Here is a 21,846-nt window from a genome sequence, read left to right on the forward strand (position 1 = left end):
AAACGTTTATCTTTCGACCTTACGCAAATCTGGGTACCCCGTCGGGGCGTAAAGCCCAGGATAGACAGAAAGGATTGTCCAATGAGCTTGACCCGGATTGCCGCCGTGGCCGCTTCTCTCCTGATCGCCGCGAGCTCCGCCTTCGCAAAGATCCCGCTCGTCAACGCCACCTGCCCCCATGACATCGAGGTGCATGCCGACGAGGGCGGGCCGATCTACATCAATGGCAAGGAAAGCAAGCTGAAGGTCGTCAACGACAATTATTACGAAGCGACGGGCGAAGGCGTGACGATCTCGCTCAGCATCAACCCTGACGGCTCTGCCGCCGTCTCCTATACCGGACACGGCGGCGCGAACGGCATCTGCACCGTCAAGTGATCAGGCCGTCTCGAGCAGGCGCTGGTTTGCGGCGCCTGTCTTGCCCTTCCCCTTCATCGCCTTTCCGGCGACATAGACCTCGGCGACGCAGCGGTCGTCGCCCATGGTCTGCAGGATGAAGAGCTCCTCCGCCAGTGAGGTGGCGGTGCGCATGCGGTATTCCATCGCCGATTTGCCGGAGGAATCAAGCACGACGATATCCGCATCCGCCCCGGCATGCAGCGAGCCGATGTGCTTCTCAAGCCCGAGCGCGCGGGCATTGCCCAGCGTCAGGCGGTAGAAGGAATTGAACGGCGTCAGCTTCTGGCCGTTGAGGTGCAGCACCTTGTAGGCCTCGTCCATCGTTTCCAGCATGGAGAAGCTGGTGCCGGCGCCGACATCCGTCGCCACCGACCAGCGCGCGCCGAGCCGGTCGAACCTGTCGCGGTCGAAGAGGCCCGAGCCGAGGAAGAGGTTGGACGTCGGGCAGAAGACGCCGACGGCGCCCGTCTCGGCGAGCACGGAAACCTCGCGGTCGCTGAGATGGATGCAATGGCCGAGCAGCATGCGGTCATTGAGCAGGCCGTAGCGGGCGTAGATGTCCGTATAGTCCTTCGCCTGCGGGTAGAGCGAGGTGGCGAACGCGATCTCGTCGCGGTTCTCCGAAAGATGCGTCTGCACGAAGCAGGTCGGGTGCTCGGCGACGAGCGCCTGGCTCATCTCCATCTGCTCGGGCGTGGAGGTGATGGCGAAGCGCGGGCTGATCGCGTAGTGCGCGCGGCCGCGGCCGTGCCATTTCCCGATGAGCCGCTTCGTCTCGTCATAGCCCTGCTGCGGCGTGTCGCGCAGGGCGTCGGGCGCGTTGCGGTCCATCATCACCTTGCCGCCGACCATGCGCATGCCGCGCGCCTCGGCCGCCGAGAAATAGGCCTCGACGCTTTCGGGATGCACCGAGCAGTAGGCGACGGCGGTCGTCGTGCCGTTCGAGAGCAGCTCGTCCATGAAGCGGTCCGCCACGGCGGCGGCATGGGCGGCCTCGGCGAACTTCTGCTCCTCGACGAAGATATAGGTGTTCAGCCATTCCAGGAGCTGCGCGCCATAGGAGGCGATCGCCTGGGTCTGCGGGAAATGCAGGTGCGTGTCGATGAGGCCCGGCAGAACGAGGTGCGGACGGTGGTCGGCGACTGCAATGCCGGGGCCGGCGCGCCTGCTGACCTCGGCATGCTCGCCGATCTCGACGACCTTGCCGCCCCGGACGAAGACCGCGCCGTCCTCGATGTAGCGCCAGGCGGCCGTGTCGTCGATGCCCTGCGGCTCGGCGAGGAAGGTCAGCACGCGGCCGCGGATCAGGAGTTCGCTCATTGGGTCTTCTCCCCGCTGATGGCGCTTTCGTACCAGGCGACGAGCAGGCGGCGCTCCTCGTCGGAGATTTGGGTCACGTTGGCCGGCGGCATGGCGTGCGAGCGGCCGGCCTGCAGGTAGATCTCGCGGGCGTGGTTGGCGATCTCGCCGTCCGTTTCCAGGACGACGCCCTTCGGCGCGGTGATGATGCCCTCCCAGCCCGGCTCCCTGGCATGGCACATGGCGCAGCGGCCGAGAACGGTGTCGCGCACCTTGGGGAAGGCTTCAGCCGTGACGAAGGGCTGCTGGCTGGCCGAGACCTTCGCGTCGGCCGTCTCGCCCGTCAGCACCTTCGGCACGGTGGAGAGCCACATGATGATGACGAAGAGCAGCGCGGTGGCAAGCCAGGTCCAGGTCGGGTTGCCGGCATTGGCGTGGGTGGTGTTGAAGTAGTGGCGGATCGTGACGCCCATCAGGAAGACCAGCGAGGCGATGATCCAGTTGAACTCGGTGCCGAAGGCCAGCGGATAGTGGTTCGACAGCATCAGGAACAGCACCGGCAGCGTCAGGTAGTTGTTGTGCGTGGAACGCTGCTTGGCGATCTTGCCGTATTTCGGATCGGGCGTGCGGCCGGCGATGAGGTCGGCGACGACGATCTTCTGGTTCGGAATGATGATGAAGAACACGTTGGCCGACATGATCGTCGCCGTGAAGGCGCCGAGATGGAGGAAGGCGGCGCGGCCGGTGAAGAGCTGCGTGTAGCCCCAGGCGACGACGACGAGAATGAAGTAGAGCGCGATCATCAGCCGCGTGTTGTCGTTGCCGAAGGGCGACTTGCAGATCAGGTCGTACATGATCCAGCCGAAGGCGAGCGAGGCCAGCGAAATGCCGATCGCCACCGGCTTGGAGACATCAAGCACATTCGGATCGATCAGGTAGAGGTCGGCGCCCGCGTAATACAGGAGACAGAGCATGCCGAAGCCGGACAGCCAGGTGACGTAGCTCTCCCATTTGAACCAGACGAGATGCTCCGGCATGTTGGCCGGCGCCACCAGGTATTTCTGGATGTGGTAGAAGCCGCCGCCATGCACCTGCCATTCCTCGCCATGGGCGCCCGGCGGCAGCGCGGGGTGCTTCTTCAGGCCCAGGTCGAGCGCGACGAAATAGAACGACGAGCCGATCCAGGCGATCGCCGTGATGACGTGCAGCCAGCGGACGGCGAACATCAACCAATCCCAGGCTATGGCATATTCGTACATAGGGACCTCCTCCCATTTTCCATGGGCTTGTTTGCCATCAAGTGATTTTCACGGAAATCCCGGTGAATCCCGAACACTTTCAAAAAAATCTAAAAGATGGCCGCCTCTTTGCTCGGCACGCCAATGTGGTAGAAAGAGCCATGTCCTATCTCGATAATGTGCGCGTCTTCGTTCGCGTGGTCGAACTCGGTACCCTTTCGGCGGCGGGGCGCGACCAGCGCGTCACCCCCGCGGTCGCCAGCAATCGCATCAAGGAACTGGAGCGCCATCTCGGCGTGCGGCTGTTCAACCGCACGACGCGCAAGCTCTCGCCGACCGAGCATGGCCGCGTGTTCTACGAGGGCGCGGTGAAGATCATCGAGGCGGTGAACGAGGCGGAGGCGGCGATCGCGGACCTGTCGCGCAACCCCAAGGGCTCGCTCCGCATCACCGCGCCGCTCGGCATCGGCCGGCGGCTGATCGCGTCGGGCATTCCGGAATTCCACGACAAGTATCCCGACATCGAGGTGCGGGTGCGCCTGTCGGACCACAATGTCGATATCCTCGCCGAGGGCGTCGACGTCGCCTTCAAGCTCGGCGTGCTCGAGGATTCGAACCTGCGCATGCGCGGCATCCTCAATTGCGAGCGCGTGCTCTGCGCCTCGCCCGCCTATCTTGCCCGCCGCGGCACGCCGAAGACGGCCGATGCGCTGATCGCCGACAAGCACGACTGTCTGCTGCTGCGCTATCCCGGCTCGAAGGAATATTACTGGACGCTGGTGACGGCCGAGGGCGTGCGCAAGTTCGAGGTCGCCGGCCCCTATGACAGCGACGACGGCGACGTGCTCACGCAATGGGCGCTGGAAGGCCGCGGCATCATCAACAAGCCGCTCTTCGAGGTGAAGGCCCATCTTGCCGAGGGCCGCCTGGTGGAGATCCTGAAGGACAGCCCGCCCGCCTCCGTGCAGCTCGCCGCGATCTATCCGCACAAGCGCTTCCAGGACCCCAAGGTGCGGCTGATGATCGATTTCATGGCCGAGCGATGTCAGCGGCTGATCGGCCGGCTGCTCGGAGAGGACATCGACGACGGCAAAGCCGAGCTGGTTGAAGCGAACGACGGAAAATAGTATATTTCTTCTAAGAATATACTAGATGGAGAAGTCCATGCCCTTCGCCTCCATGACCAGCGCCGACTTCAACCAGAATCCGAGCAAGGCGAAGAAGGCGGCAAACGAAGGCCCCCTCGTCATCACCGAACATGGCGAGGCGAGCTATGTGCTTGTCCGCTATAGCGATTTCAAGGACCACTGGCGAAAGTCGAAAAGCCTGTATGACGCCCTCAATCACAAGGACTCCAGGTTCGATGACGATTTTGCGCCCGAACGCGTCAGCTTCAGGGGGCGGGACGTCGAATTCTGATGGCATTCCTGCTCGATACGAACGTTGTTTCCGCATCCCGCAGGGCCGAGCGTCAGGCCGTTGAATTTCAGGAATTCCTCCACGCGTTCGATGTCGAGACCGCCTATCTTTCGACGATTACGATCATGGAGATCGAGTTCGGCATACAAAGCGAGCGTCTTCGCAATCCCGATTTTGCCGATGACCTTTCCTTATGGCTGACGGCCGTCGTGCTGCCGGAATTTTCCGCAAGGCTCCTGCCGTTCGATACGCGGGCGGCCTTGATCGCAGGCCGATTGCCGACACCCGGCAGGAAGCCGACGGCCGACGGCATGATCGCGGCAACCGCGCTCGCCAACAATCTGGTCCTCGTCACACGCAATCTTTCGGACTTTCAGCCACTCGGCGTCCCGTGCCTCAATCCCTGGGAAAAGGCTCCCGGAGGATAGACCGCTTTAGTCCTTGACGGGAACCGCGTTCTGACGCGCGCTTGCCCAGGTCAGCGCCGCCGTCATGATCTCGGCGGTGGCGAGCGCCGCAATCACCGCCGGGCGCTTGTCCTTCATGACCGTGCCGCCGATCGGACAGACGAGGCGGTCGAAAAGGTCCGGCTGGCCGATCTCGCGCGACAGCCAGTTGCGGAAGGTCGTGCGCTTGGTCTTCGAGCCGATCATGCCGACATAGGCGGCATCGTTGCGCTTCAGCGCCTCGGCGGTGATCAGGAAATCCAGCGCGTGATCGTGGGTCAGCACGACGAAGCTGCTGCCGGCCGGCGCATCGCGCACCACGGCCTCGGGCATGGCGGTGAGGCAGGTCTCGATGCCCGGCACCCTTGAGGCGACGAGCTCGTCCTCGCGGGTATCCACCAGCACGACGCGCAGCGGCGCGAGCGACAGCGCCATGGCGAGCGCATCGCCGACATGGCCGGCGCCGAAGACGTAGACATGCGGCCTCAGGGCCATCTCGCGGTCGCTGCGGGCGACAAGGTCGTGCGCAAGCGCCGGGTTCATGGCGGTGAAGGACAGCCCGACACGCCCGCCGCAGCACTGGCCGATCTCCGGGCCGAGCGGCACGCTCATCGGCTCGGCGGCCGCGCCCGAGCGCAGCGCGCGGCGGGCCTGGTCGATCGCCATATATTCGAGCTGCCCGCCGCCGATCGTCGCGAAGATCTCCCGTTCCGAGACCAGCATGAAGGCATCCGTGTCGCGCGGCGTGGACCCCGCCGCGCCCGTCACCTCGACCAGGATCGACCCCGGCGCCCGGCGCAGGAAATCCCGGATGTCTTCGCGCACGGCGGGCATGGCCTCACCTCTTGCTTTCTTTGCCGCAATTCCGGACGGAAAACCGCATCACACTTTTCCTGGAATTGCTCGGGCCGTCTTGAGGCGCTCGATCGCCATCAGCACGCGCTCGGGCGTCGCCGGGGCGTCGAGCCGCGGGCAGATCCTGTGGTCCGCCACGCTCGCCACCGCGTCCGACAGCGCATGCAGCACGGCAAGGCCGAGCGGCAGCGGCGGCTCGCCCACCGCCTTGGAACGGTGGATCGTCGGCTCGTAGGCTTCCGACCAGTCGGTCAGCGCCACGTTGAAGATCTTCGGGCGATCCGAGGCGAGCGGGATCTTGTAGGTGGAGGGTGCGTGGGTGCGAAGGCGCCCCTTGCCGTCCCACCACAATTCCTCCGTGGTCAGCCAGCCCATGCCCTGGATGAAGCCGCCCTCGACCTGGCCGATGTCGATGATCCTGTTCAGCGACCGGCCTGTATCGTGCAGGATGTCGGTGCGCTCGACGACATATTCGCCGGTCAGCGTGTCGACCGAGACCTCCGAGCAGGCCGCGCCATAGGCGTAGTAATAGAAGGCGTGGCCCCGGCCCTTCGAGCGGTCCCAGTGGATCTTCGGCGTCTTGTAGAAGCCGGCCGCCGAGAGCTGGACGCGCGCCATGTAGGCCTGCTTGACGAGATCGTTGAAGGAAATCTCGGCATTGCCGATGCGCACCCGGTTCGGCAGGAAGACGACCTGGTCGCGCGGCACCTGATGGCTTTCCGCGGCGAAATCGATCAGCCGGTCCTTGATCTGGCGGGCGGCGTTCTGCGCCGCCATGCCGTTGAGGTCGGCGCCGGACGAGGCCGCCGTCGGCGAGGTGTTCGGCACCTTGGCGGTCGTCGTCGCCGTGATCTTCACCCGGTCGAGGTCGATCTGGAACTCTTCCGCCACCACCTGCGCCACCTTCAGGTGCAGGCCCTGACCCATTTCCGTGCCGCCATGGTTCATGTGCACGGAACCGTCCGTGTAGACATGCACCAGCGCGCCGGCCTGGTTGGGTTCCGTCTTGGTGAAGGAGATGCCGAACTTGACCGGCGTCAGCGCGAGGCCCCGCTTGACGATGCGGCTCTTCGCGTTGAATTCCCGGATCGCCTTGCGCCGGCCGGCATAGTCGGCGCTTTCCTCAAGCTCCGCGACGATGCGCTGGATGATGCAGTCCTCCACCTTCTGGTGGTAGGGCGTGAGGTTGCGGGTCCCCTCGACGCCCATCGCGTCGTAGAAGTTCAGCTTGCGGATCTCGAGCGGGTCCTTGCCGACGGCGAAGGCCACCTCGTCGATGACGCGCTCGGCCCCGACCATGCCCTGCGGGCCGCCGAAACCCCGGAAGGCGGTGTTCGACACGGTGTTGGTGTGCAGGAGCGCCGTCCTGGCGTGCACATGCGGGAAGAAATAGGCGTTGTCGCAGTGGAACAGCGCACGGTCGCCCACCGGGCCGGAAAGGTCCGCCGAAAAACCGGCCCTGAGCGCGAAGGTGTAGTCGATGCCGAGGATGCGGCCCTCGTCGTCGAAGCCGACATCGTAGTCGATGGCGAAATCGTGCCGCTTGCCGGTCGCCACCATGTCCTCGTCGCGGTCGAGCCGGAGCTTGACGGCGCGGCCCAGCTTCTTGGCGGCGATGGCGGCGAGCGCGGCGCACTGGTTGGCCTGGGTCTCCTTGCCGCCGAAGCCGCCGCCCATGCGGCGCACCTCAACGGTCACGGCATGGCTCGGCACGCCGAGCGCGTGGGCGACGAGGTGCTGCGTCTCGCTCGGCCCCTGCGTGGAGCAGTAGACGGTGACCTCGTCGTCCTCGCCGGGCACGGCGAGCGAGACCTGACCTTCGAGATAGAAATGGTCCTGTCCACCGAGCCGCATGCGGCCCTTCACCCGGCGCGGGGCACTGTCGAGGGCGGCGGCCGCATCGCCGCGCTTGAGCGTCAGCGGCGGAAAGACCTGCCGGTGCGTCTTCTGGTCGAGGTCCCAGATGTCGATATTGGCGGGCAGCTCCTCGTATTCGACCTTGGCGAGGCGCGCGGCGCGGCGGGCCTCCTCGCGCGTCTCCGCGATCACGCAGAAGATCGGCTGGCCGTGGAACTCCACCTTGCCGGCGGCGAGCACCGGATCGTCGTGCATGCCGGAGGGCGAGATGTCGTTGTCGCCGGGCACGTCCTCATGGGTGAGCACGTCGACGACGCCGGGGGCGGCGCGCACGGCCGAAAGGTCGAGGGATTTCACGATGCCATGGGCGACGGTGGACAGGCCGAGGCCGGCATGCAGCGTGCCGGCGGGCTCGGTGATGTCGTCGATATAGACGGCCGTGCCGGCGACGTGCTTGTGCGCCGAATCATGGCGCGGGCTGTCATGCACGCCGCCGGTGATCTTTTCCGCCTTGAGGTCTGGAGTGTGCTTGTTCATGGCTTACGCAGCCTCGTATCTGGACACCTGCGCAGGCTGTGCGCTGGTCGTCGTTTCCACATAGAACCGCAAGAGCAGGTTCCTGGCCACCAGCGCGCGGTATTCCGCGGTCGCGCGCATGTCGGTCAGCGGCGTATAGTCCTCGGCATATTTCGCCATGGCCGCTTCCACCGTCGCCTCGGTCCAGCTCTGGCCGAGCAGCGCCTTCTCGACGGCAAAGGCGCGCTTCGGCGTCGCCGCCATGCCGCCATAGGCGATGGTGATGGCGGCGACCGTGCCGTCGGCGGCAAGCGCCAGGCGGAAGGCCCCGAGCGTTGCGGTGATGTCCTCGTCGCGGCGCTTGGTCACCTTGTAGACGGCAAACTTTTCCGCCGCGGGAGGAACGGGCACCTTAAGGGATTCCACGAATTCGCCGGGCTGGCGGTCCTGCTTGCCATAGGCGATGAAGAAATCCTCAAGCGGGATGGTGCGCCGTTCCGCGCCCTTGCGCAAGGTCACCGACGCGCCGAGCGCGATCAGCGCCGGCGGCGTGTCGCCGATCGGCGAGCCGTTGGCGACATTGCCGCCGATCGTGCCCATGTTGCGCACCTGCTGGCCGCCGATGCGGGTGATGAGTGGGCCGAGCGCCGGAATGTGCCGCGAAAGCGTCGCGATGGCCTCGGTATAGGTAACGCCCGCGCCGAGGGCGATCACGTCGTCTTTCACCGTGATCGCCTTCATCTCCTGAAGGCCGGCGATGAAGACGACCGGCGTGATGTCGCGCATGTGCTTGGTGACCCAGAGGCCGACATCGGTGGAGCCGGCCACCACCGTGGCGGCGGGTTCGGCCTCCAGCACGGCGGCGAAATCATCGAGGTTCGCCGGCACGACGAACCGCTTCTTGCCCTCACCGATCTCGACGCGCGCGCCGTCGGCAAGCGCCTTGAGGCGCGTGATCATCGCCTGGCGTTCGGCAAGGAGCGGATCCTTCTCCGTGCCGCCATAGCTGGAAATGGCGCGGGCGGCGCGCAGGATCGGCTCGTAGCCGGTGCAGCGACAGAGGTTGCCCTGCAGCGCCGTCTCGATCTCCTGGTCGGTCGGGTTCGGCGACTGCATCCACAGCGCATAGAGCGACATGACGAAGCCCGGCGTGCAGAAGCCGCATTGCGAACCGTGATAATCCACCATGGCCTGCTGCACGGGGTGCAGGCGGCCGTCGCTGGCGGCGAGATGCTCGACGGTGACGACATGACAGCCGTCCAGCGAGCCGAGGAAGCGGATGCAGGCATTGACGCCCTCGTAGACAAGGCCGCCCTCAGGCGTCAGCCGGCCCACCAGCACCGTGCAGGCGCCGCAGTCGCCCTCGGCGCACCCTTCCTTGGTGCCCTTGAGCAGGCGCGAAAGGCGCAGCCAGTCGAGCAGCGTCTGGTCCGGCGCGACGTCGCTGAGCGCGACGTCGCGGCCATTGAGGATGAAGTGCAGTTCCGAGCGGATCGTGGCGGCCGCCATGGCTTAGCTCCCGCGGTAGGTGGAATAGCTGAAGGGCGAGACGAGCAACGGTACATGGTAGTGCGCGCCCTCGTCGGCAAGGCCGAAGCGGATCGGGATGATGTCGAGGAACATCGGGCCATCCCCCGTGCGGCCGAGATAATCGCCGGCGTGGAAGCGCAGCTCGTAGGTGCCGGCCTTCATCGTCTCGCCGGCCAAAAGGGGCGCATCGCAGCGGCCGTCGTCGTTCGTCTCGGTGGTCTTGAGAAGGTGCAGCGTGTCGCCCTCCACCCTGTAGAGATCGATGCGCAGGCCTTCCGCCGGCTTGCCGCGCGCCGTGTCCAGCACATGGGTCGTGAGGCGGCCGGCCCCTTGCGAATGCGTTTGCATGTTTTTCCTCCTGAACACAGCGCTCCTACAATCACTATCCTCCAGCCGCTCGCCACTGAAAAGCAGCAGGATCGTTCGAGACTTTCAAAATTTCCGTAGGGAATGGCGCCGGCGATTTGCGGTTAGAAATTCCGCACCGAAAACGTTTGGAGGAGCGTTCCCATGCGATATTGCCGTGACATGCACGGATATGGACAGACACCGCCAGCGGCCCGGTGGCCGGGCGAGGCGCGTGTCGCCGTGCAGTTCGTGCTGAACTACGAAGAGGGCGGCGAGAACTGCGTGCTGCATGGCGATGCGGCATCCGAGGCCTTTCTCTCCGAGATCGTCGGCGCCGCCCAATGGCCGGGCCAGCGCCACTGGAACATGGAATCGATCTACGAATACGGCGCGCGCGCCGGCTTCTGGCGCCTGCACCGGCTTTTGACGGAAAAGAACGTGCCCGTCACGGTCTACGGCGTCGCCACGGCGCTCCGCCGCTCGCCCGCCCAGGTGGCCGCGATGCTGGAGGCCGGCTGGGAAATCGCCTCGCATGGCCTCAAATGGGTCGAGCACAAGGACATGACGGCGGAGGACGAACGCGCCGCCATCGCCGAGGCGATCCGCCTGCACACGCTCGTCACCGGCGAGCGGCCGCGTGGCTGGTATACCGGCCGCTGTTCGGTGAACACCGTCGATCTCGTCGCCGAGGCGGGCGGCTTCGCCTATATTTCCGACACCTATTCCGACGACCTGCCCTACTGGTACGAGCACGGCGGCCGGCAGCAGCTCATCATCCCCTATACGCTCGACGCCAACGACATGCGTTTCGCGACGCCCCAGGGCTTCAACAGCGGCGACCAGTTCTTCAGCTACCTGAAGGACAGCTTCGATGCGCTTTATGCGGAAGGCGCCAAGGGTAGCCCGAAGATGATGAGCATCGGCCTGCATTGCCGCCTGATCGGCCGGCCCGGCCGCGTCATGGCGCTCGCCCGCTTCATCGACTATGTGCAGAGCCACGAGAAGGTCTGGATCGCGCGGCGCGTCGACATCGCCGAGCACTGGGCGAAGACCCACCCGCCGCAGCCGCCGGCCGAGCGCCCCTCGCAGATGACCGAAGAGGCCTTCGTCGCGCGTTTCGGCGGCGTGTTCGAACATTCCGACTGGGTCGCCCGCCGTGCCTTCGCCGACGAACTTTCGCCGGCAAACGACACGGCGACCGGCCTTGCCGCCGCTCTCACCTTCCAGTTCCGCGCGGCCAGCGATGCCGAACGGCTTCGCGTGCTCGTCGCCCACCCGGACCTTGCCGGCAAGCTGGCCCAGGCGAAACGCCTTACCGCGAGCTCCACCGAGGAACAGGCCTCCGCCGGCCTCGACGCGCTGACCGACGCGGAGCGCGCCCGCTTCACCGAACTGAACGAGGCCTATGTGAGGAAATTCGGCTTCCCGTTCATCATCGCCGTGCGCGACAACACGAAGGCCAGCATCCTCGCCGCCTTCAAGGCCCGCATCGGCAACGACCGCGACACCGAGCTCGCCACCGCCTGCCGGCAGGTGGAGCGCATCGCGCTGCTGCGGCTCAAAGCCATGCTGCCGGCCTGAGAGCGGGATTTTCGAACGAACAGTACGGGCCCCCCAGCGCTTGCTCGTGTCCGGCCGTGGCATCAATATGGACGACGATCGAAAGCATCGTCGTCGATACCGCCCATTTCAAGGGCAACGACCCGGATGCCTGCTCCCTGCAGGCCGCCGACCTGACGGGCACGACGGGGGGACCTCCCCACCCTTGTCACCGCCCCGTCGATGTTCTGGCAGGAGATCCTGCCCGAGCAGAAACTCGCCGCCGACCGCATCCACGGGTTCGACGGCGATCTCGTGAAACAACGGGCGGGTGCCGTGGCGCATGTCCGCCTGAACATCCATCCGGACGGCGGCGTCGGCCGCCTGCGTGTTTTGGCCATCCGGCCGAGGGAGGAAAGACATGAAGACCATCGAGATCAAGCCGCTCACCCGCGAGGCCTTCGCGCCCTTCGGCCAGGTGATCGAGCAGGAGGGCGCGCACAGTTTTCCGATCAATGCGGGAAAATGCACCCGCTACCATGACCTTGCGAATATCGAGACGACGGGCGAGAAGGCCCGGCCGATGATCAGCCTCCTGCGCGGCGAGCCCTATCCGCTGCCGCTGGAGCTGGCGATGGTGGAGCGCCACCCGCTCGGCAGCCAGGCCTTCATTCCGCTCGGCGACGCCTCCTTCCTCGTCGTCGTCGCCGAGGAGACGGAGAACGGCCCCGCCGAGCCGATCGCCTTCCGCACCGCGCCCGGCCAGGGCGTCAATATCGGCCGCAATGTCTGGCACGGCATCCTGACGCCGCTCGACACCGTCTCGGATTTCGCCGTGGTGGACCGCGGCGGCGAGGGCGTGAACCTCGAGGAGCATTTCTACGCCGAACCCTTCCTGATCCGCTGATCCATCCACCGGGATCACGGATCCGCCGGCCCGCCTCCACGGGCCGGCTTTTTGCATGCCTTGATACGTTTTCCTGTCAATTGAATCCCGCCGCATGCGCGATCTCCCCCGCGGCAAGCGAACCAGAATGGCAGGTCTGGCTCGACGCCATCGCCCGATCCTGAAAACGAAAACGGGCCGCGCTCATCGCGCGGCCCGTTTCCTGTCGAAGGTCGATCCCCTTATTCCGCGAAAAAGGCGAAGCGGATGATGAAGAGGGCGGCGACGATCGCCGTTGCCGGGTGGATCTGTTTCCACCTGCCGGTGAAGAACTTCAGCACGACATAGCTGACGAAGCCGAAGGCAAGGCCGTTGGCGATCGAATAGGTGAAGGGCATGGCGAGCGCGGTCAGCGCCGCCGGGGCCGCTTCCGTCAGGTCCTCCCACTCGATTTCCGTCAGTTCGCGCATCATCAGGCCGGCGACATAGAGCAGGGCCGGTGCCGTCGCATAGCTCGGCACGGAGCCGGCGAGCGGCGAGATGAAGAGGGCGGCGAGGAAGAGGATGGCGACGGTGAAGGCGGTAAGGCCGGTGCGCCCGCCCGCCTGCACGCCCGAGGCGCTTTCGACATAGGCCGTGGTGCTGCTGGTGCCGATCAGCGAGCCGGCGACGATCGCCGTGCTGTCGGCCAGGAGCGCGCGGCCGAGACGGCTCTTTTTGCCTTCCTGGATGAGGTTGGCGCGCTTGGCGACGCCGATCAGCGTGCCGGTCGCATCGAACACTTCGACGAGCACGAAGACGAGGATGACATGCAGCAGGCCGCCATGCAGCGCGCCCATGATGTCGAGCTGCAGGAAGGTCGGCATGATCGACGGCGGGGCGGAGACGAGGCCGCGGAACTCGCTGACGCCGAAGATCCAGGAGAGGACCGTGACGGCGAGGATGCCGATCAGGATCGCGCCCTTGACGCGCAGCGCATCGAGCACGGCGATGATGAAGAAGCCGAGGATGGCGAGCAGCGGGCCGGTCTGCTTGAGGTCGCCGAGGCCGACGAGCGTCGCCGGATTGTCGACGACGATGCCGGAGCTCTTCAGGGCGATGATGCCGAGGAAGAGGCCGATACCGGCGGCGATGGCGCTCCTCAGCGAATGCGGGATGCCGGCGATCAGCCAGCTGCGCACGCCGGTCACCGTCAGGATGACGAAGATGATGCCGGAAATGAACACCGCGCCCAGCGCCTGCTGCCAGGTGAAGCCGAGCGCCGCCACGACCGTGAAGGCGAAGAAGGCGTTGAGGCCCATGCCGGGCGCCATGCCGATCGGCCAGTTGGCGACGGTCGCCATGACCATGGAGCCGAGCGCGGCGGCAAGACAGGTCGCGACGAAGACGGCGTCCCTGTCCATGCCCGTGGTCGACAGGATGTCCGGATTGACGAAGATGATATAGGACATGGTGAGGAAGGTCGTCAGACCCGCGATCACCTCGGTGCGCACGGTGGTGCCGTGCTCACGCAGCTTGAAAAGCCGTTCGAACATGTTTTCTCCCCCTGGCGTGCGCTCGTCGGCGCCGCCGTGCAAAACTTCCGGGTCAAGTTACTCCTCCAGCGACCCGGGACCTGGCCGACGCTCCGCCATGCGAACCGCCTGCCTCGCGGATGTCTCCGCGCCCGCGCGCCGCTGTCCGCCGGAAGCCGGCCGCGGTTGATCACAGTTTCGTCATATTGCTTGTTCAAGCGGAATTACGCCAGCGGGGCATTTCCCCGGATTTTCGCGAAACTCTTTCACGATTTTCCTGACGGGCGGCCCGCTTTTCCGGGAAAGCAAGGGGATTCCGTCACTCGCAGACGTCGACCCATTCGCCCTTGACCAGCGTCGCCATGCGTTCGGGCGCAATGCGCACCGCCGCATTCGTCGCGCCCGCCGCCGGAACGACCTCCTCGAAGGGTTTCAGCGAGACGTCGCAATAGACAGGCACCGGGGCGGGCAGACCGAACGGGCAGACGCCGCCGACCGGGTGGGAGGTGATGGCCAGCACCTGTTCGGCATCGAGCATGCGCGGCTTTGCGGCGAAGCGGTCCTTGAACTTGCGGTTGCTGAGCCGCGCCGTGCCGGCCGCGACCAGAAGCACGATCTCCTCGCCGACACGCAGGCAGATCGTCTTGGCGATCTGTTCCGGCGCAACCCCATGCGCTGCGGCGGCAAGCGGCACGGTCGCAGAGCTTTGCTCGGTGACAAGCACCGCGATTTCGGGGGCGTTTTCGGAGAAGAAGGTACGGACGGATTCGAGCGACATGCCTTTTCATAACCAGTCCGGCGGCTCCTGCGCAAGAGCCGCCGGCAAAGCAATGCATGCTATGCTTCCGGCTCAGGCATAGATGCCGCCGGTCGGATTGGTGCCCGCGACGGAGCCCGGCAGGAAGGTCGCCGCCTTGCCGAAGGTGTTGATGACGCCGTTCGTTTCGGCGATGTAGCGCCCGCCGGTCGCCGTGCCTGATATCGTCGGATTGGAAAGCGCCACCGTGCCGCAGCAGCTGGCGGCGATGAACTGCGTGAAGGCCGGGTTTCCCGTCAGCGTGAAGGTGCGGTTCGCACCCGAAAGATGGCCCCTGCCGATGTTCATGTGCCGCCGGGCGCCGCCGGTGATCGTGTAGTTGTCCTCAAGCACGATCTGGCAGGGATTGTCGCAGAAGATATGGTCGGCATTCGCGCCGACCGCGCCGAACTCGACCTTGCCGAGGCGCAGGTGGACGCCGTTGCCGACCGACAGTGCATGGATCAGGTCGGTGGCGATGGCGATCCGCACGCCGGTGACCCGCACCTGGGCGCCGTTGCGGAAGCTGAGTCCGGATGTCAGCACGACCGAGGCCGGCGTCGCCTCGTTGCCCTTGATGACGAGCGTGCCGCCGCCGATCAGCGGCCGCAGGACGCTCGCACCGGCATAGGTGCCGTTGGCGATCTCGATGGTCACGTCATAGTAGGCGCAATCAAGGTTGTGCGCCTCGTCAATCGCCTTCTGGATGGTCGCAAAGGGCGCGCCCGGCGTCAGCCCGTTGTTGCCGTCGCTTCCGGTCGTTGCGACATGGTAGGTCCGGTGATCCTTCAGCTGGGGCCGGAGGCCAACGACGCCGGCGGGAAAGGTCACCTGCCCCGTCGCCGGATCGACGACCATGGCGTCATGGAAGGCAGCGCCGTCCGGGCTCACCTTGACGCGGAAGGCATCGCTGCCGGCAAGCCCCATTTCGGCGCGCCCCGACCATCCGGACTGGAAGAGCAGCGTTGCGCTATCCCCGGTGGTTGCCTTGTTGATCTTGAGCTGATGGCCGGCTCCCTCGTGGGTGAGAAGCGTGGCCGGGGCGGCGACGGCCAGGCGGTTCGTCGCATCCGCCGTGGTATTGACGCCGACCTGGCTCGGAATGGCGACATTGACGGCGGCAAGGACCCACTCGCCCTCGTCGAAGGCGAGCAGGCGGTTTTCATCGAGGGCATAGGCGAGCCAGCCGGGGCGCGGCGTGTAGAAGGTCCAGATCCCGTCCTGCCACGCCGCCACGGCCTTTGCCTGCCCCGTCCAGGCCCCCGTGGCCGCCGCCGGCACGATATGACGCTCGCCCGGCTCGGGGATTACCGGCGGACTTGTCGCGCTGCGACTTTTGACGGCGAGGTGGAGCAGCGCATCGACGGCCCTGATGGCTTCGTTGTGGGTGACGTGTTTCTGGGCCTGAGCGGGAGTAATATAGGGGAGACCGAGATTTTCGGATGTGTCCATGGGGTGCGTTTCCAGCTTTTGTTCCTGGAGCATTATAGGGCCGCAGGATTAGGCGGGGAAAACGGGGGGTGCCGGGCAGGCGAGCCTTGGCGCCGACACCAAAAAGCCCCGCGACATTTGTGTCTGCGGGGCTTTTTTTGGTATTCTGGTTGCGGGGGCCTGAGGACACAGAGACTTGTAAAGTCTCAGGCTTAGGCTAGCTTGTGACGACAGTTTCCCCTTTGCATCTGCGCCAGCTATTATGCACGGTGATTTCGGCCATTCCCAGCGCTCATCGCTGAACTGGTGATGACGATCTGCGCGCCTGCTCTATGACAAAGGGCCAGCGACCGGCTTCCGTCTCACGAACTGACTTACCAGCCCGCAATCGAAGCATGGAAGGTGGGACACCTGCTTGCCGGACGTAGCGCGATGCAGCGGACCGGACACGAGATCGGCGATGCTGTATCGGTCCATGAAGGTCAGGAAGGTGGCTTCGGCCGCGCCGACGATTGCGGCAAAGGCCGGAATGGTGGCGTTATGCCCGGAAAGATCGTCCCTACCTGCATGGCGCACGAGATCGGGCTGAATACGCCGCAGCACGTCACCTAGAAGAATTTCCGTTGCCGGGACAGCAAGGGCGATACCGCCACCCCGGCCTCGCTCGGCGCGCAGGAAACCTTCATGCACCAGCAGATTGACCACCTGGGCGGCATGATCCTTTGATCGTGGCCGATGCTTCCGCCGCCTGCAAGGTCGTGATCTTCCTCATCGGCGAGCGGGCGCAGGCGACAAGAATACCGATGGCGATTTCAGACTGGCGATTGAGACGCATCGGTATTCCTCACTTGCTATTCGCCTGCGAGCGGCGAGACAAACGGTTTTCGGTCGTTGGCGACGGTGAAACGATCGCTGCCCTGCGCGGCATGGAGCGCGCGATAGCGTCCGCCCTCGCGCGCCAGCAGCTCCGCATGGCTGCCCTCTTCGGCAATCCGGCCGTCTTCGACCACGACAATGCGATCCGCGTTGGCGATGGTCGCAAGCCGATGGGCGATAACCAGCGTGGTCCGGCCTTCCGACAGATCGGCGAGCGATTGCTGGATAGCGCGCTCCGTCTCGGTGTCGAGCGCCGAGGTCGCTTCATCAAGGATCAGGATCGGCGGGTTCTTCAGGAAGATGCGGGCGATGGCGAGGCGCTGCTTTTGCCCGCCGGACAGTTTGACACCGCGCTCACCGATGATCGTGTCGAGACCGGCGGGCAGCGAGGCGATCACACCATCCAGTCTGGCGCGGCGGGCAGCTTCCGCGATCTCCGCTTCCGTGGCGTCGAGACGGCCATAGGCGATGTTCTCGCGAATGGTGCCGGCGAAGAGGAACACATCCTGTTGCACGATGCCGATATTCGAGCGCAGCGACTTGAGCGTCATATCTTTGATGTCGATGCCGTCGATGCTGATCGCACCGCCCGTCACCTCGTAGAAGCGCGGCAGCAGCGAGCATATCGTCGTCTTGCCCGCGCCGGACGGGCCGACAAAGGCAATCGTTTCTCCTGCCTTTATCGAGAGATTGAGACCATAGAAGATAGATTTGTCCGGGCTATAGCCGAACCGAACATCGCAATAGCCGATGTCACCGTTCAGCCGTTCGGCGGAATGCGCGCCCGGTCGGTCGGCAATATCCGGCCTCGTATCGAGAAACCGTGTGTAACGCTGGAAGCCAGCGATGCCCTTCGGATAGCTTTCGATGATCGAGTTGATCTTGTCGATCGGCCGGAAGAACACGCCGACCAGAAGCAGGAAGCCGACGAAACCTCCATCGGTCAGTTCGCCCCGCACCACAAACCATGCTCCGGCCAGCATAACCACCACCTGCACGAAGCGCATGGAGAGATAGGATAGCGACATGGATGCCGCCATGACCTTGTAGGCTTCCAGCTTGGTCGCGAGATAGTTGCGGTTGTTCTCCGCGAACAGCGCCCGCTCGTGATCCTCGTTGGTGAAGGCCTGCACCACCCGGATGCCGCCGACATTCTCCTCGATGCGGGCGTTGAACTCGCCGATCCGGCCATACAGCGCATGCGAATTGGCCGTCATGCGCTTGCCGTAAAGCGTGGTGACGACGGCCGTGACCGGAACGATAGTCGCGGTGATCAGCGCCAGAGGGACATGCACCCAGAGCATCAGCACGAACGCGCCGATCAGGGTCATCAGCGCGATGAACAGGTCTTCCGGGCCATGATGGGCGACTTCGCCGATCTCTTCGAGATCCTTGGTCAGCCTTGCGACCAGGTGGCCGGTCTTCTGGTTGTCGAAATAGCCGAAGGAGAGCTTCTGCAGATGGTCAAAGGCTTTCCTTCGCATCTCGGTCTCGATCTTCAGGCCGAGCATATGGCCCCAATAGGTGACGATGACCTGAAGGCCCGCATTGACCAGATAGATGAGAAACAGGCCGGCGGACGCCAGCGCGATCATGCCGATCTGGTTGGTTGGAAGCAGGCGGTCGATGAACAGCGTCACGGCGACGGGAAAGGCCAGTTCCAGCAGGCCCGCAGCGACGGCGCTGGAAAAGTCCAGTGCGAACAGGCCGCGATGCGGGCGGTAATAGGCGGCGAAGCGTTTCAGCAGGTCAGTCACGATGCCGCTCCTTTCCCGCGCGAGCGGACGTGTCCAGATGCACGACGGGAGCTACCTGCCGACCTTTCGGGACGATCAGCGGCGTGTTGGACACCGGATCGGGGATGATGACGGACGGCAGGCCGAACACGTCTTTCACCAGTCGTTCTGTGACAATGGCCGAAGGGTTGCCTTCGGCGACGATGGCGCCGTCCTTCATGGCAATGAGATGTGAGGCATAACGGCAGGCATGGTTGAGGTCATGCAGCACGGCAACGATAGTCCGGCCTTGACGGTTCAGCTCTGCCAGCAAGTCCATAAGCTCGATCTGGTGGGCAATGTCGAGGAAGGTCGTCGGTTCGTCCAGAAGCAGGATCGGTGTTTCCTGCGCCAGAACCATCGCAATCCAGACACGCTGGCGCTGCCCGCCGGAAAGCTCATCCACGAGACGGCCTGACAGGTCCGTGACGCGGGTTGCCTCCATCGCGGCGATGACGGATTCCTCGTCGGCCTTCGACCATTGCCGGAAGAAGGACTGGTGCGGATAGCGGCCGCGTGCCACCAGATCGGCAACGGCGATACCTTCCGGCGCGATGGACGATTGAGGCAGAAGACCGAGACGGCGGGCGACGTCCTTGGCGGAAAGATCGGAAATGCTCCTACTGTCAAGGATGACCTGTCCAGAAGCGGGAACAAGCAGGCGCGACAGCGCACGCAACAGCGTGGACTTGCCGCAGGCGTTCGGGCCGACGATCACGGTGAAGGAGCCATCGGGCACGGCGACCGAAAGATTCCGCGAGATTGTCCGCTCGTCATAGCGCAGGGTCACATTGTCGGCGTGAAGGCGACCAAGCCCGAATTGAGAACCGGTCATTTGTGGCCCTCCCGTATCAATAACCAGATAAAATAGAGACCGCCGATACTGACCGTCATGACGCCGACGGGAAGCTGAACACCGAAGGCGTGCTGCGTGGTCCAATCGGCGGCAAGCAACAGAAGCCCGCCCGTCAGCGCTGAGGGGATCAGCGTCACACCAGAGGCACGGGTCAGCCGTTTTGCGATCTGGGGGGCTGCCAACGCGATGAAGGAGATCGGCCCGGCCACCGCCGTCACCGTCGCCGTCAGCGCCACGCCGAGCACCATAAGCAAAAGCCGTGTGCGGTTAGCGTCGACACCGGACGCCCTTGCCGCGTCGTCGCCAATTTCGAGCTGGCGCATCGGGCGAGCGAGAAACAAAGTCAGAGGAACGACCACACAAAGCACGATGGCGACTGGCGCAAGCTGCTCGAAACCGAGACCGTTGAGCGAACCTGCACCCCATATGGCAGCGCTCATCGCGACCTGAAGGTCAGCTTCGCGGATCATCCATGCGTTGAAGGCCGACAGCATCGCCGCAACACCGATCCCGACCACGATCAGGCGAAAACCCTGCACGCCGCGCCGGTAGGCGAGAAGATAAACGGCTATCGCCGTGACGATGCCGCCGATCAGTGCGCCGGCCGCCGTCTCGTAATAGCCACCGGATAGAAGCAGGATGACCATCAGCGCGCCGGTATAGGAACCGGCCGAGAAGCCGATAATGTCGGGTGATCCAAGAGGATTGCGCGTAAGGCTCTGGAAGATCGCCCCGCTCATGGCGAGCGCGCCGCCAAGCAGGAAGGCCAGTGCAACACGCGGCAAACGCCATTCCACCACGATCATTCGTACCATGTCGTCACCCTGACCGGCGAGAGCGCCAAGCACGTCAGCCAAGGCGATTGGATACTTGCCGCTTGCCAGCGAGAGACCGGCAATGCCGAGTGCGAGAACAGCAAGCGCAAGGCCGATGAATATGGAAAGCCGATCGAACAGGGCTGACAGACGACCGCGGAGAACCCGCACGACATGCACGGAACGGCCGAAATTGAGATGGGACGATACGGCGGCTCTCATAGGCCGCTCGCTTTCTTCCGCCGTGCCAGCAGGATGAGGACCGGAGCACCAATGAAGGCGGTAACGATGCCCGCTTCCAGTTCACCCGGAAACAGGATCAGGCGTCCGGCAATGTCGGCTGACAGCAGCAGCACCGGCGCATAGATCATGGTCATGGGTATGATCCGGCGCTGATCCGGGCCGGTGAACCAACGCACCACATGCGGAACCATCAGACCCACAAAACCGATCGGACCAGCGGCAGCGGTTCCCGCTCCTGCCAGAAGGGTGACTGCAACGAGCGTCAGTATGCGGGCGCGAAAAATGTTAGCGCCGAGCGAACGGGCCATATCGTCGCCGAGCGCCAGCGCATTCAACGGCCGCGCAGCGATCAACGCGATCAGCAGCCCGATCCCGATGAAGGGAGCGACCGTTTCCACGACCTCCATATCGCGTCCGGCAATCGAACCGATCGACCAGAAGCGCATGGAGTCAAAGGCCTGCGGATCGAGCAGCGTGATGGCAGATCCGATGCCACCGAGGACTGCCGACAGGGCCACGCCTGCCAGTACAAGCCGCACCGGCGTTGCACCATCACGTCCTGTTGCCCCGAGCGCGTAAACAGCAAGGGTGACGATTACCGCCCCGACCAGCGCGAACCACAGATAGGCTTCGATCGAATGAAAGCCGAGCAAACCGACCGCCAGCGTCACAAAGAACGCAGCACCCGCGTTCACCCCCAGTATTCCCGGATCGGCCAACGGGTTCCTCGTCGCTGCCTGGATCAGTGCACCCGACACGCCAAAGGCAGCACCGCACAGCAGACCGAGTAGAGTGCGCGGCAGGCGATAATCAACAAGCACGATGCGGTCGAACGACCACGGATCAGCGACCAGAAGGATTTGGAGCACCCCCTCCGGCGAAATCAACCTGGTGCCAACAAGAAGGCTGATTGCCGACGCAATCATAAGCAATACCATCCCGCCAAAAAGGGCGGTCCAGGCCAACCGCTCGACTGGACGCGGCAGCGGATAAGGCGTTAAGAGTTCTCGCCTCATCCGCGAGACTGACCTTCAATCCAATAGCCAATAGCCTCGATCCGGCTTTTATCGAAGCCAAGAGCATCTCTAAAATGCTTACGGCTTTGCGACACCATCTGAGAGCGGCGGTGCAAAAGTCGGCCACGGTAGCGGCGGCATAATGCTGCTGCGGGCGGAGTAAAATCCGGCCACCTATTTCCTTTCTGCAAC

22 protein-coding genes and 1 pseudogene are annotated in these 21,846 nt (G+C 64.5%); 7 read left to right on the forward strand and 16 right to left on the reverse strand.

What is annotated here, in order from left to right; all coding sequences use genetic code 11:
• Nucleotides 1-81 precede the first annotated feature (81 nt).
• Nucleotides 82-378: a hypothetical protein gene (locus EV665_RS20665; RefSeq protein WP_133035511.1), complete on the forward strand. Its 297-nt coding sequence runs from the start codon at nucleotides 82-84 to the stop codon at nucleotides 376-378.
• On the opposite strand, the gene guaD is transcribed toward EV665_RS20665, so the two are convergent.
• Both guaD and EV665_RS20675 read right to left on the reverse strand, forming a co-directional pair.
• On the reverse strand, nucleotides 379-1,719 hold the full coding sequence (guaD, locus tag EV665_RS20670) for a guanine deaminase (RefSeq protein ID WP_133035512.1): 1,341 nt from the start codon (nucleotides 1,717-1,719) through the stop codon (nucleotides 379-381).
• Nucleotides 1,716-2,957: a urate hydroxylase PuuD gene (locus EV665_RS20675; RefSeq protein ID WP_133035513.1), complete on the reverse strand. Its 1,242-nt coding sequence runs from the start codon at nucleotides 2,955-2,957 to the stop codon at nucleotides 1,716-1,718. Before EV665_RS20675 ends, guaD begins: the two co-directional genes overlap by 4 nt.
• Nucleotides 2,958-3,097: 140 nt before the next feature.
• Between EV665_RS20675 and EV665_RS20680 the strand changes: the two genes are divergently transcribed.
• Genes EV665_RS20680 through EV665_RS20690 form a run of 3 tightly spaced genes read left to right on the forward strand, consistent with a single transcriptional unit; the run spans nucleotide 3,098 to nucleotide 4,783 of the window.
• Nucleotides 3,098-4,063: a LysR family transcriptional regulator gene (locus tag EV665_RS20680; RefSeq protein ID WP_064332068.1), complete on the forward strand. Its 966-nt coding sequence runs from the start codon at nucleotides 3,098-3,100 to the stop codon at nucleotides 4,061-4,063.
• 25 nt (nucleotides 4,064-4,088) lie between these two features.
• Nucleotides 4,089-4,355, forward strand: coding sequence for a type II toxin-antitoxin system Phd/YefM family antitoxin (locus tag EV665_RS20685; protein ID WP_245507777.1), 267 nt, complete (start codon nucleotides 4,089-4,091; stop codon nucleotides 4,353-4,355).
• The gene (locus tag EV665_RS20690) at nucleotides 4,355-4,783 is read left to right on the forward strand and encodes a type II toxin-antitoxin system VapC family toxin (protein ID WP_133035514.1); all 429 of its coding nucleotides are present in this window, start codon (nucleotides 4,355-4,357) and stop codon (nucleotides 4,781-4,783) included. The genes EV665_RS20685 and EV665_RS20690 overlap by 1 nt, the downstream gene beginning before the upstream one ends.
• A gap of 6 nt (nucleotides 4,784-4,789) precedes the next feature.
• On the opposite strand, the gene xdhC is transcribed toward EV665_RS20690, so the two are convergent.
• The 4 genes from xdhC to uraH are packed head-to-tail and all read right to left on the reverse strand — an operon-like array spanning nucleotide 4,790 to nucleotide 9,907.
• Nucleotides 4,790-5,635: a xanthine dehydrogenase accessory protein XdhC gene (gene xdhC / locus EV665_RS20695; protein WP_133035515.1), complete on the reverse strand. Its 846-nt coding sequence runs from the start codon at nucleotides 5,633-5,635 to the stop codon at nucleotides 4,790-4,792.
• Between the two features lie 48 nt (nucleotides 5,636-5,683).
• Entirely contained in the window at nucleotides 5,684-8,050 is a 2,367-nt protein-coding gene (xdhB, locus tag EV665_RS20700; protein ID WP_133035516.1) for a xanthine dehydrogenase molybdopterin binding subunit, read from the reverse strand.
• A gap of 3 nt (nucleotides 8,051-8,053) precedes the next feature.
• Nucleotides 8,054-9,538, reverse strand: coding sequence for a xanthine dehydrogenase small subunit (gene xdhA, locus EV665_RS20705; protein ID WP_133035517.1), 1,485 nt, complete (start codon nucleotides 9,536-9,538; stop codon nucleotides 8,054-8,056).
• Between the two features lie 3 nt (nucleotides 9,539-9,541).
• Nucleotides 9,542-9,907, reverse strand: a complete 366-nt coding sequence (gene uraH / locus EV665_RS20710; protein ID WP_064332063.1) for a hydroxyisourate hydrolase — start codon at nucleotides 9,905-9,907, stop codon at nucleotides 9,542-9,544.
• Between the two features lie 162 nt (nucleotides 9,908-10,069).
• Between uraH and puuE the strand changes: the two genes are divergently transcribed.
• The 3 genes from puuE (at nucleotide 10,070) to EV665_RS20725 (ending at nucleotide 12,353) form a co-directional block, all read left to right on the forward strand.
• Nucleotides 10,070-11,488, forward strand: a complete 1,419-nt coding sequence (puuE, locus tag EV665_RS20715; RefSeq protein ID WP_064332062.1) for an allantoinase PuuE — start codon at nucleotides 10,070-10,072, stop codon at nucleotides 11,486-11,488.
• A 201-nt stretch (nucleotides 11,489-11,689) separates the two neighbouring features.
• Nucleotides 11,690-11,989, forward strand: coding sequence for a hypothetical protein (locus tag EV665_RS33290; RefSeq protein ID WP_380687058.1), 300 nt, complete (start codon nucleotides 11,690-11,692; stop codon nucleotides 11,987-11,989).
• Complete coding sequence (locus EV665_RS20725) at nucleotides 11,877-12,353, forward strand: ureidoglycolate lyase (protein WP_380687159.1); 477 nt, start codon at nucleotides 11,877-11,879, stop codon at nucleotides 12,351-12,353. Before EV665_RS33290 ends, EV665_RS20725 begins: the two co-directional genes overlap by 113 nt.
• 221 nt (nucleotides 12,354-12,574) lie before the next feature.
• Here EV665_RS20725 and EV665_RS20730 read toward each other — a convergent pair whose 3' ends face one another.
• The 10 genes and pseudogenes from EV665_RS20730 to EV665_RS32885 all read right to left on the reverse strand — a co-directional run.
• Nucleotides 12,575-13,867 carry an NCS2 family permease gene (locus EV665_RS20730; RefSeq protein ID WP_064332060.1) on the reverse strand — a complete coding sequence of 431 codons (1,293 nt, stop codon included), beginning with the start codon at nucleotides 13,865-13,867 and terminating at the stop codon, nucleotides 12,575-12,577.
• A gap of 298 nt (nucleotides 13,868-14,165) precedes the next feature.
• Nucleotides 14,166-14,624, reverse strand: a complete 459-nt coding sequence (locus tag EV665_RS20735) for a YbaK/EbsC family protein (protein WP_133035519.1) — start codon at nucleotides 14,622-14,624, stop codon at nucleotides 14,166-14,168.
• Nucleotides 14,625-14,696: 72 nt separating this feature from the next.
• Nucleotides 14,697-16,094 (reverse strand): DUF2793 domain-containing protein, encoded by a 1,398-nt coding sequence (locus EV665_RS20740; RefSeq protein WP_162853115.1) that lies wholly within the window; start codon nucleotides 16,092-16,094, stop codon nucleotides 14,697-14,699.
• A gap of 309 nt (nucleotides 16,095-16,403) precedes the next feature.
• Nucleotides 16,404-16,778, reverse strand: coding sequence for an RrF2 family transcriptional regulator (locus EV665_RS20745; RefSeq protein WP_133035521.1), 375 nt, complete (start codon nucleotides 16,776-16,778; stop codon nucleotides 16,404-16,406).
• The gene (locus EV665_RS32385) at nucleotides 16,756-16,908 is read right to left on the reverse strand and encodes a hypothetical protein (protein ID WP_162853116.1); all 153 of its coding nucleotides are present in this window, start codon (nucleotides 16,906-16,908) and stop codon (nucleotides 16,756-16,758) included. The genes EV665_RS20745 and EV665_RS32385 overlap by 23 nt, the downstream gene beginning before the upstream one ends.
• A gap of 16 nt (nucleotides 16,909-16,924) precedes the next feature.
• Nucleotides 16,925-18,706 carry an ABC transporter ATP-binding protein gene (locus tag EV665_RS20750; protein WP_133035522.1) on the reverse strand — a complete coding sequence of 594 codons (1,782 nt, stop codon included), beginning with the start codon at nucleotides 18,704-18,706 and terminating at the stop codon, nucleotides 16,925-16,927.
• Nucleotides 18,699-19,559 carry an ABC transporter ATP-binding protein gene (locus tag EV665_RS20755; protein ID WP_133035523.1) on the reverse strand — a complete coding sequence of 287 codons (861 nt, stop codon included), beginning with the start codon at nucleotides 19,557-19,559 and terminating at the stop codon, nucleotides 18,699-18,701. Before EV665_RS20755 ends, EV665_RS20750 begins: the two co-directional genes overlap by 8 nt.
• Nucleotides 19,556-20,617, reverse strand: a complete 1,062-nt coding sequence (locus tag EV665_RS20760; RefSeq protein WP_133035524.1) for a FecCD family ABC transporter permease — start codon at nucleotides 20,615-20,617, stop codon at nucleotides 19,556-19,558. Before EV665_RS20760 ends, EV665_RS20755 begins: the two co-directional genes overlap by 4 nt.
• Nucleotides 20,614-21,654 carry a FecCD family ABC transporter permease gene (locus tag EV665_RS20765; protein ID WP_133035525.1) on the reverse strand — a complete coding sequence of 347 codons (1,041 nt, stop codon included), beginning with the start codon at nucleotides 21,652-21,654 and terminating at the stop codon, nucleotides 20,614-20,616. Before EV665_RS20765 ends, EV665_RS20760 begins: the two co-directional genes overlap by 4 nt.
• Nucleotides 21,651-21,846, reverse strand: a pseudogene (locus tag EV665_RS32885) (hypothetical protein); the annotation flags it as partial. The gene EV665_RS20765 and the pseudogene EV665_RS32885, both read right to left, overlap by 4 nt.

Origin of the sequence: Shinella granuli (assembly GCF_004341885.1) — a bacterium.
Lineage (GTDB): Bacteria > Pseudomonadota > Alphaproteobacteria > Rhizobiales > Rhizobiaceae > Shinella > Shinella granuli.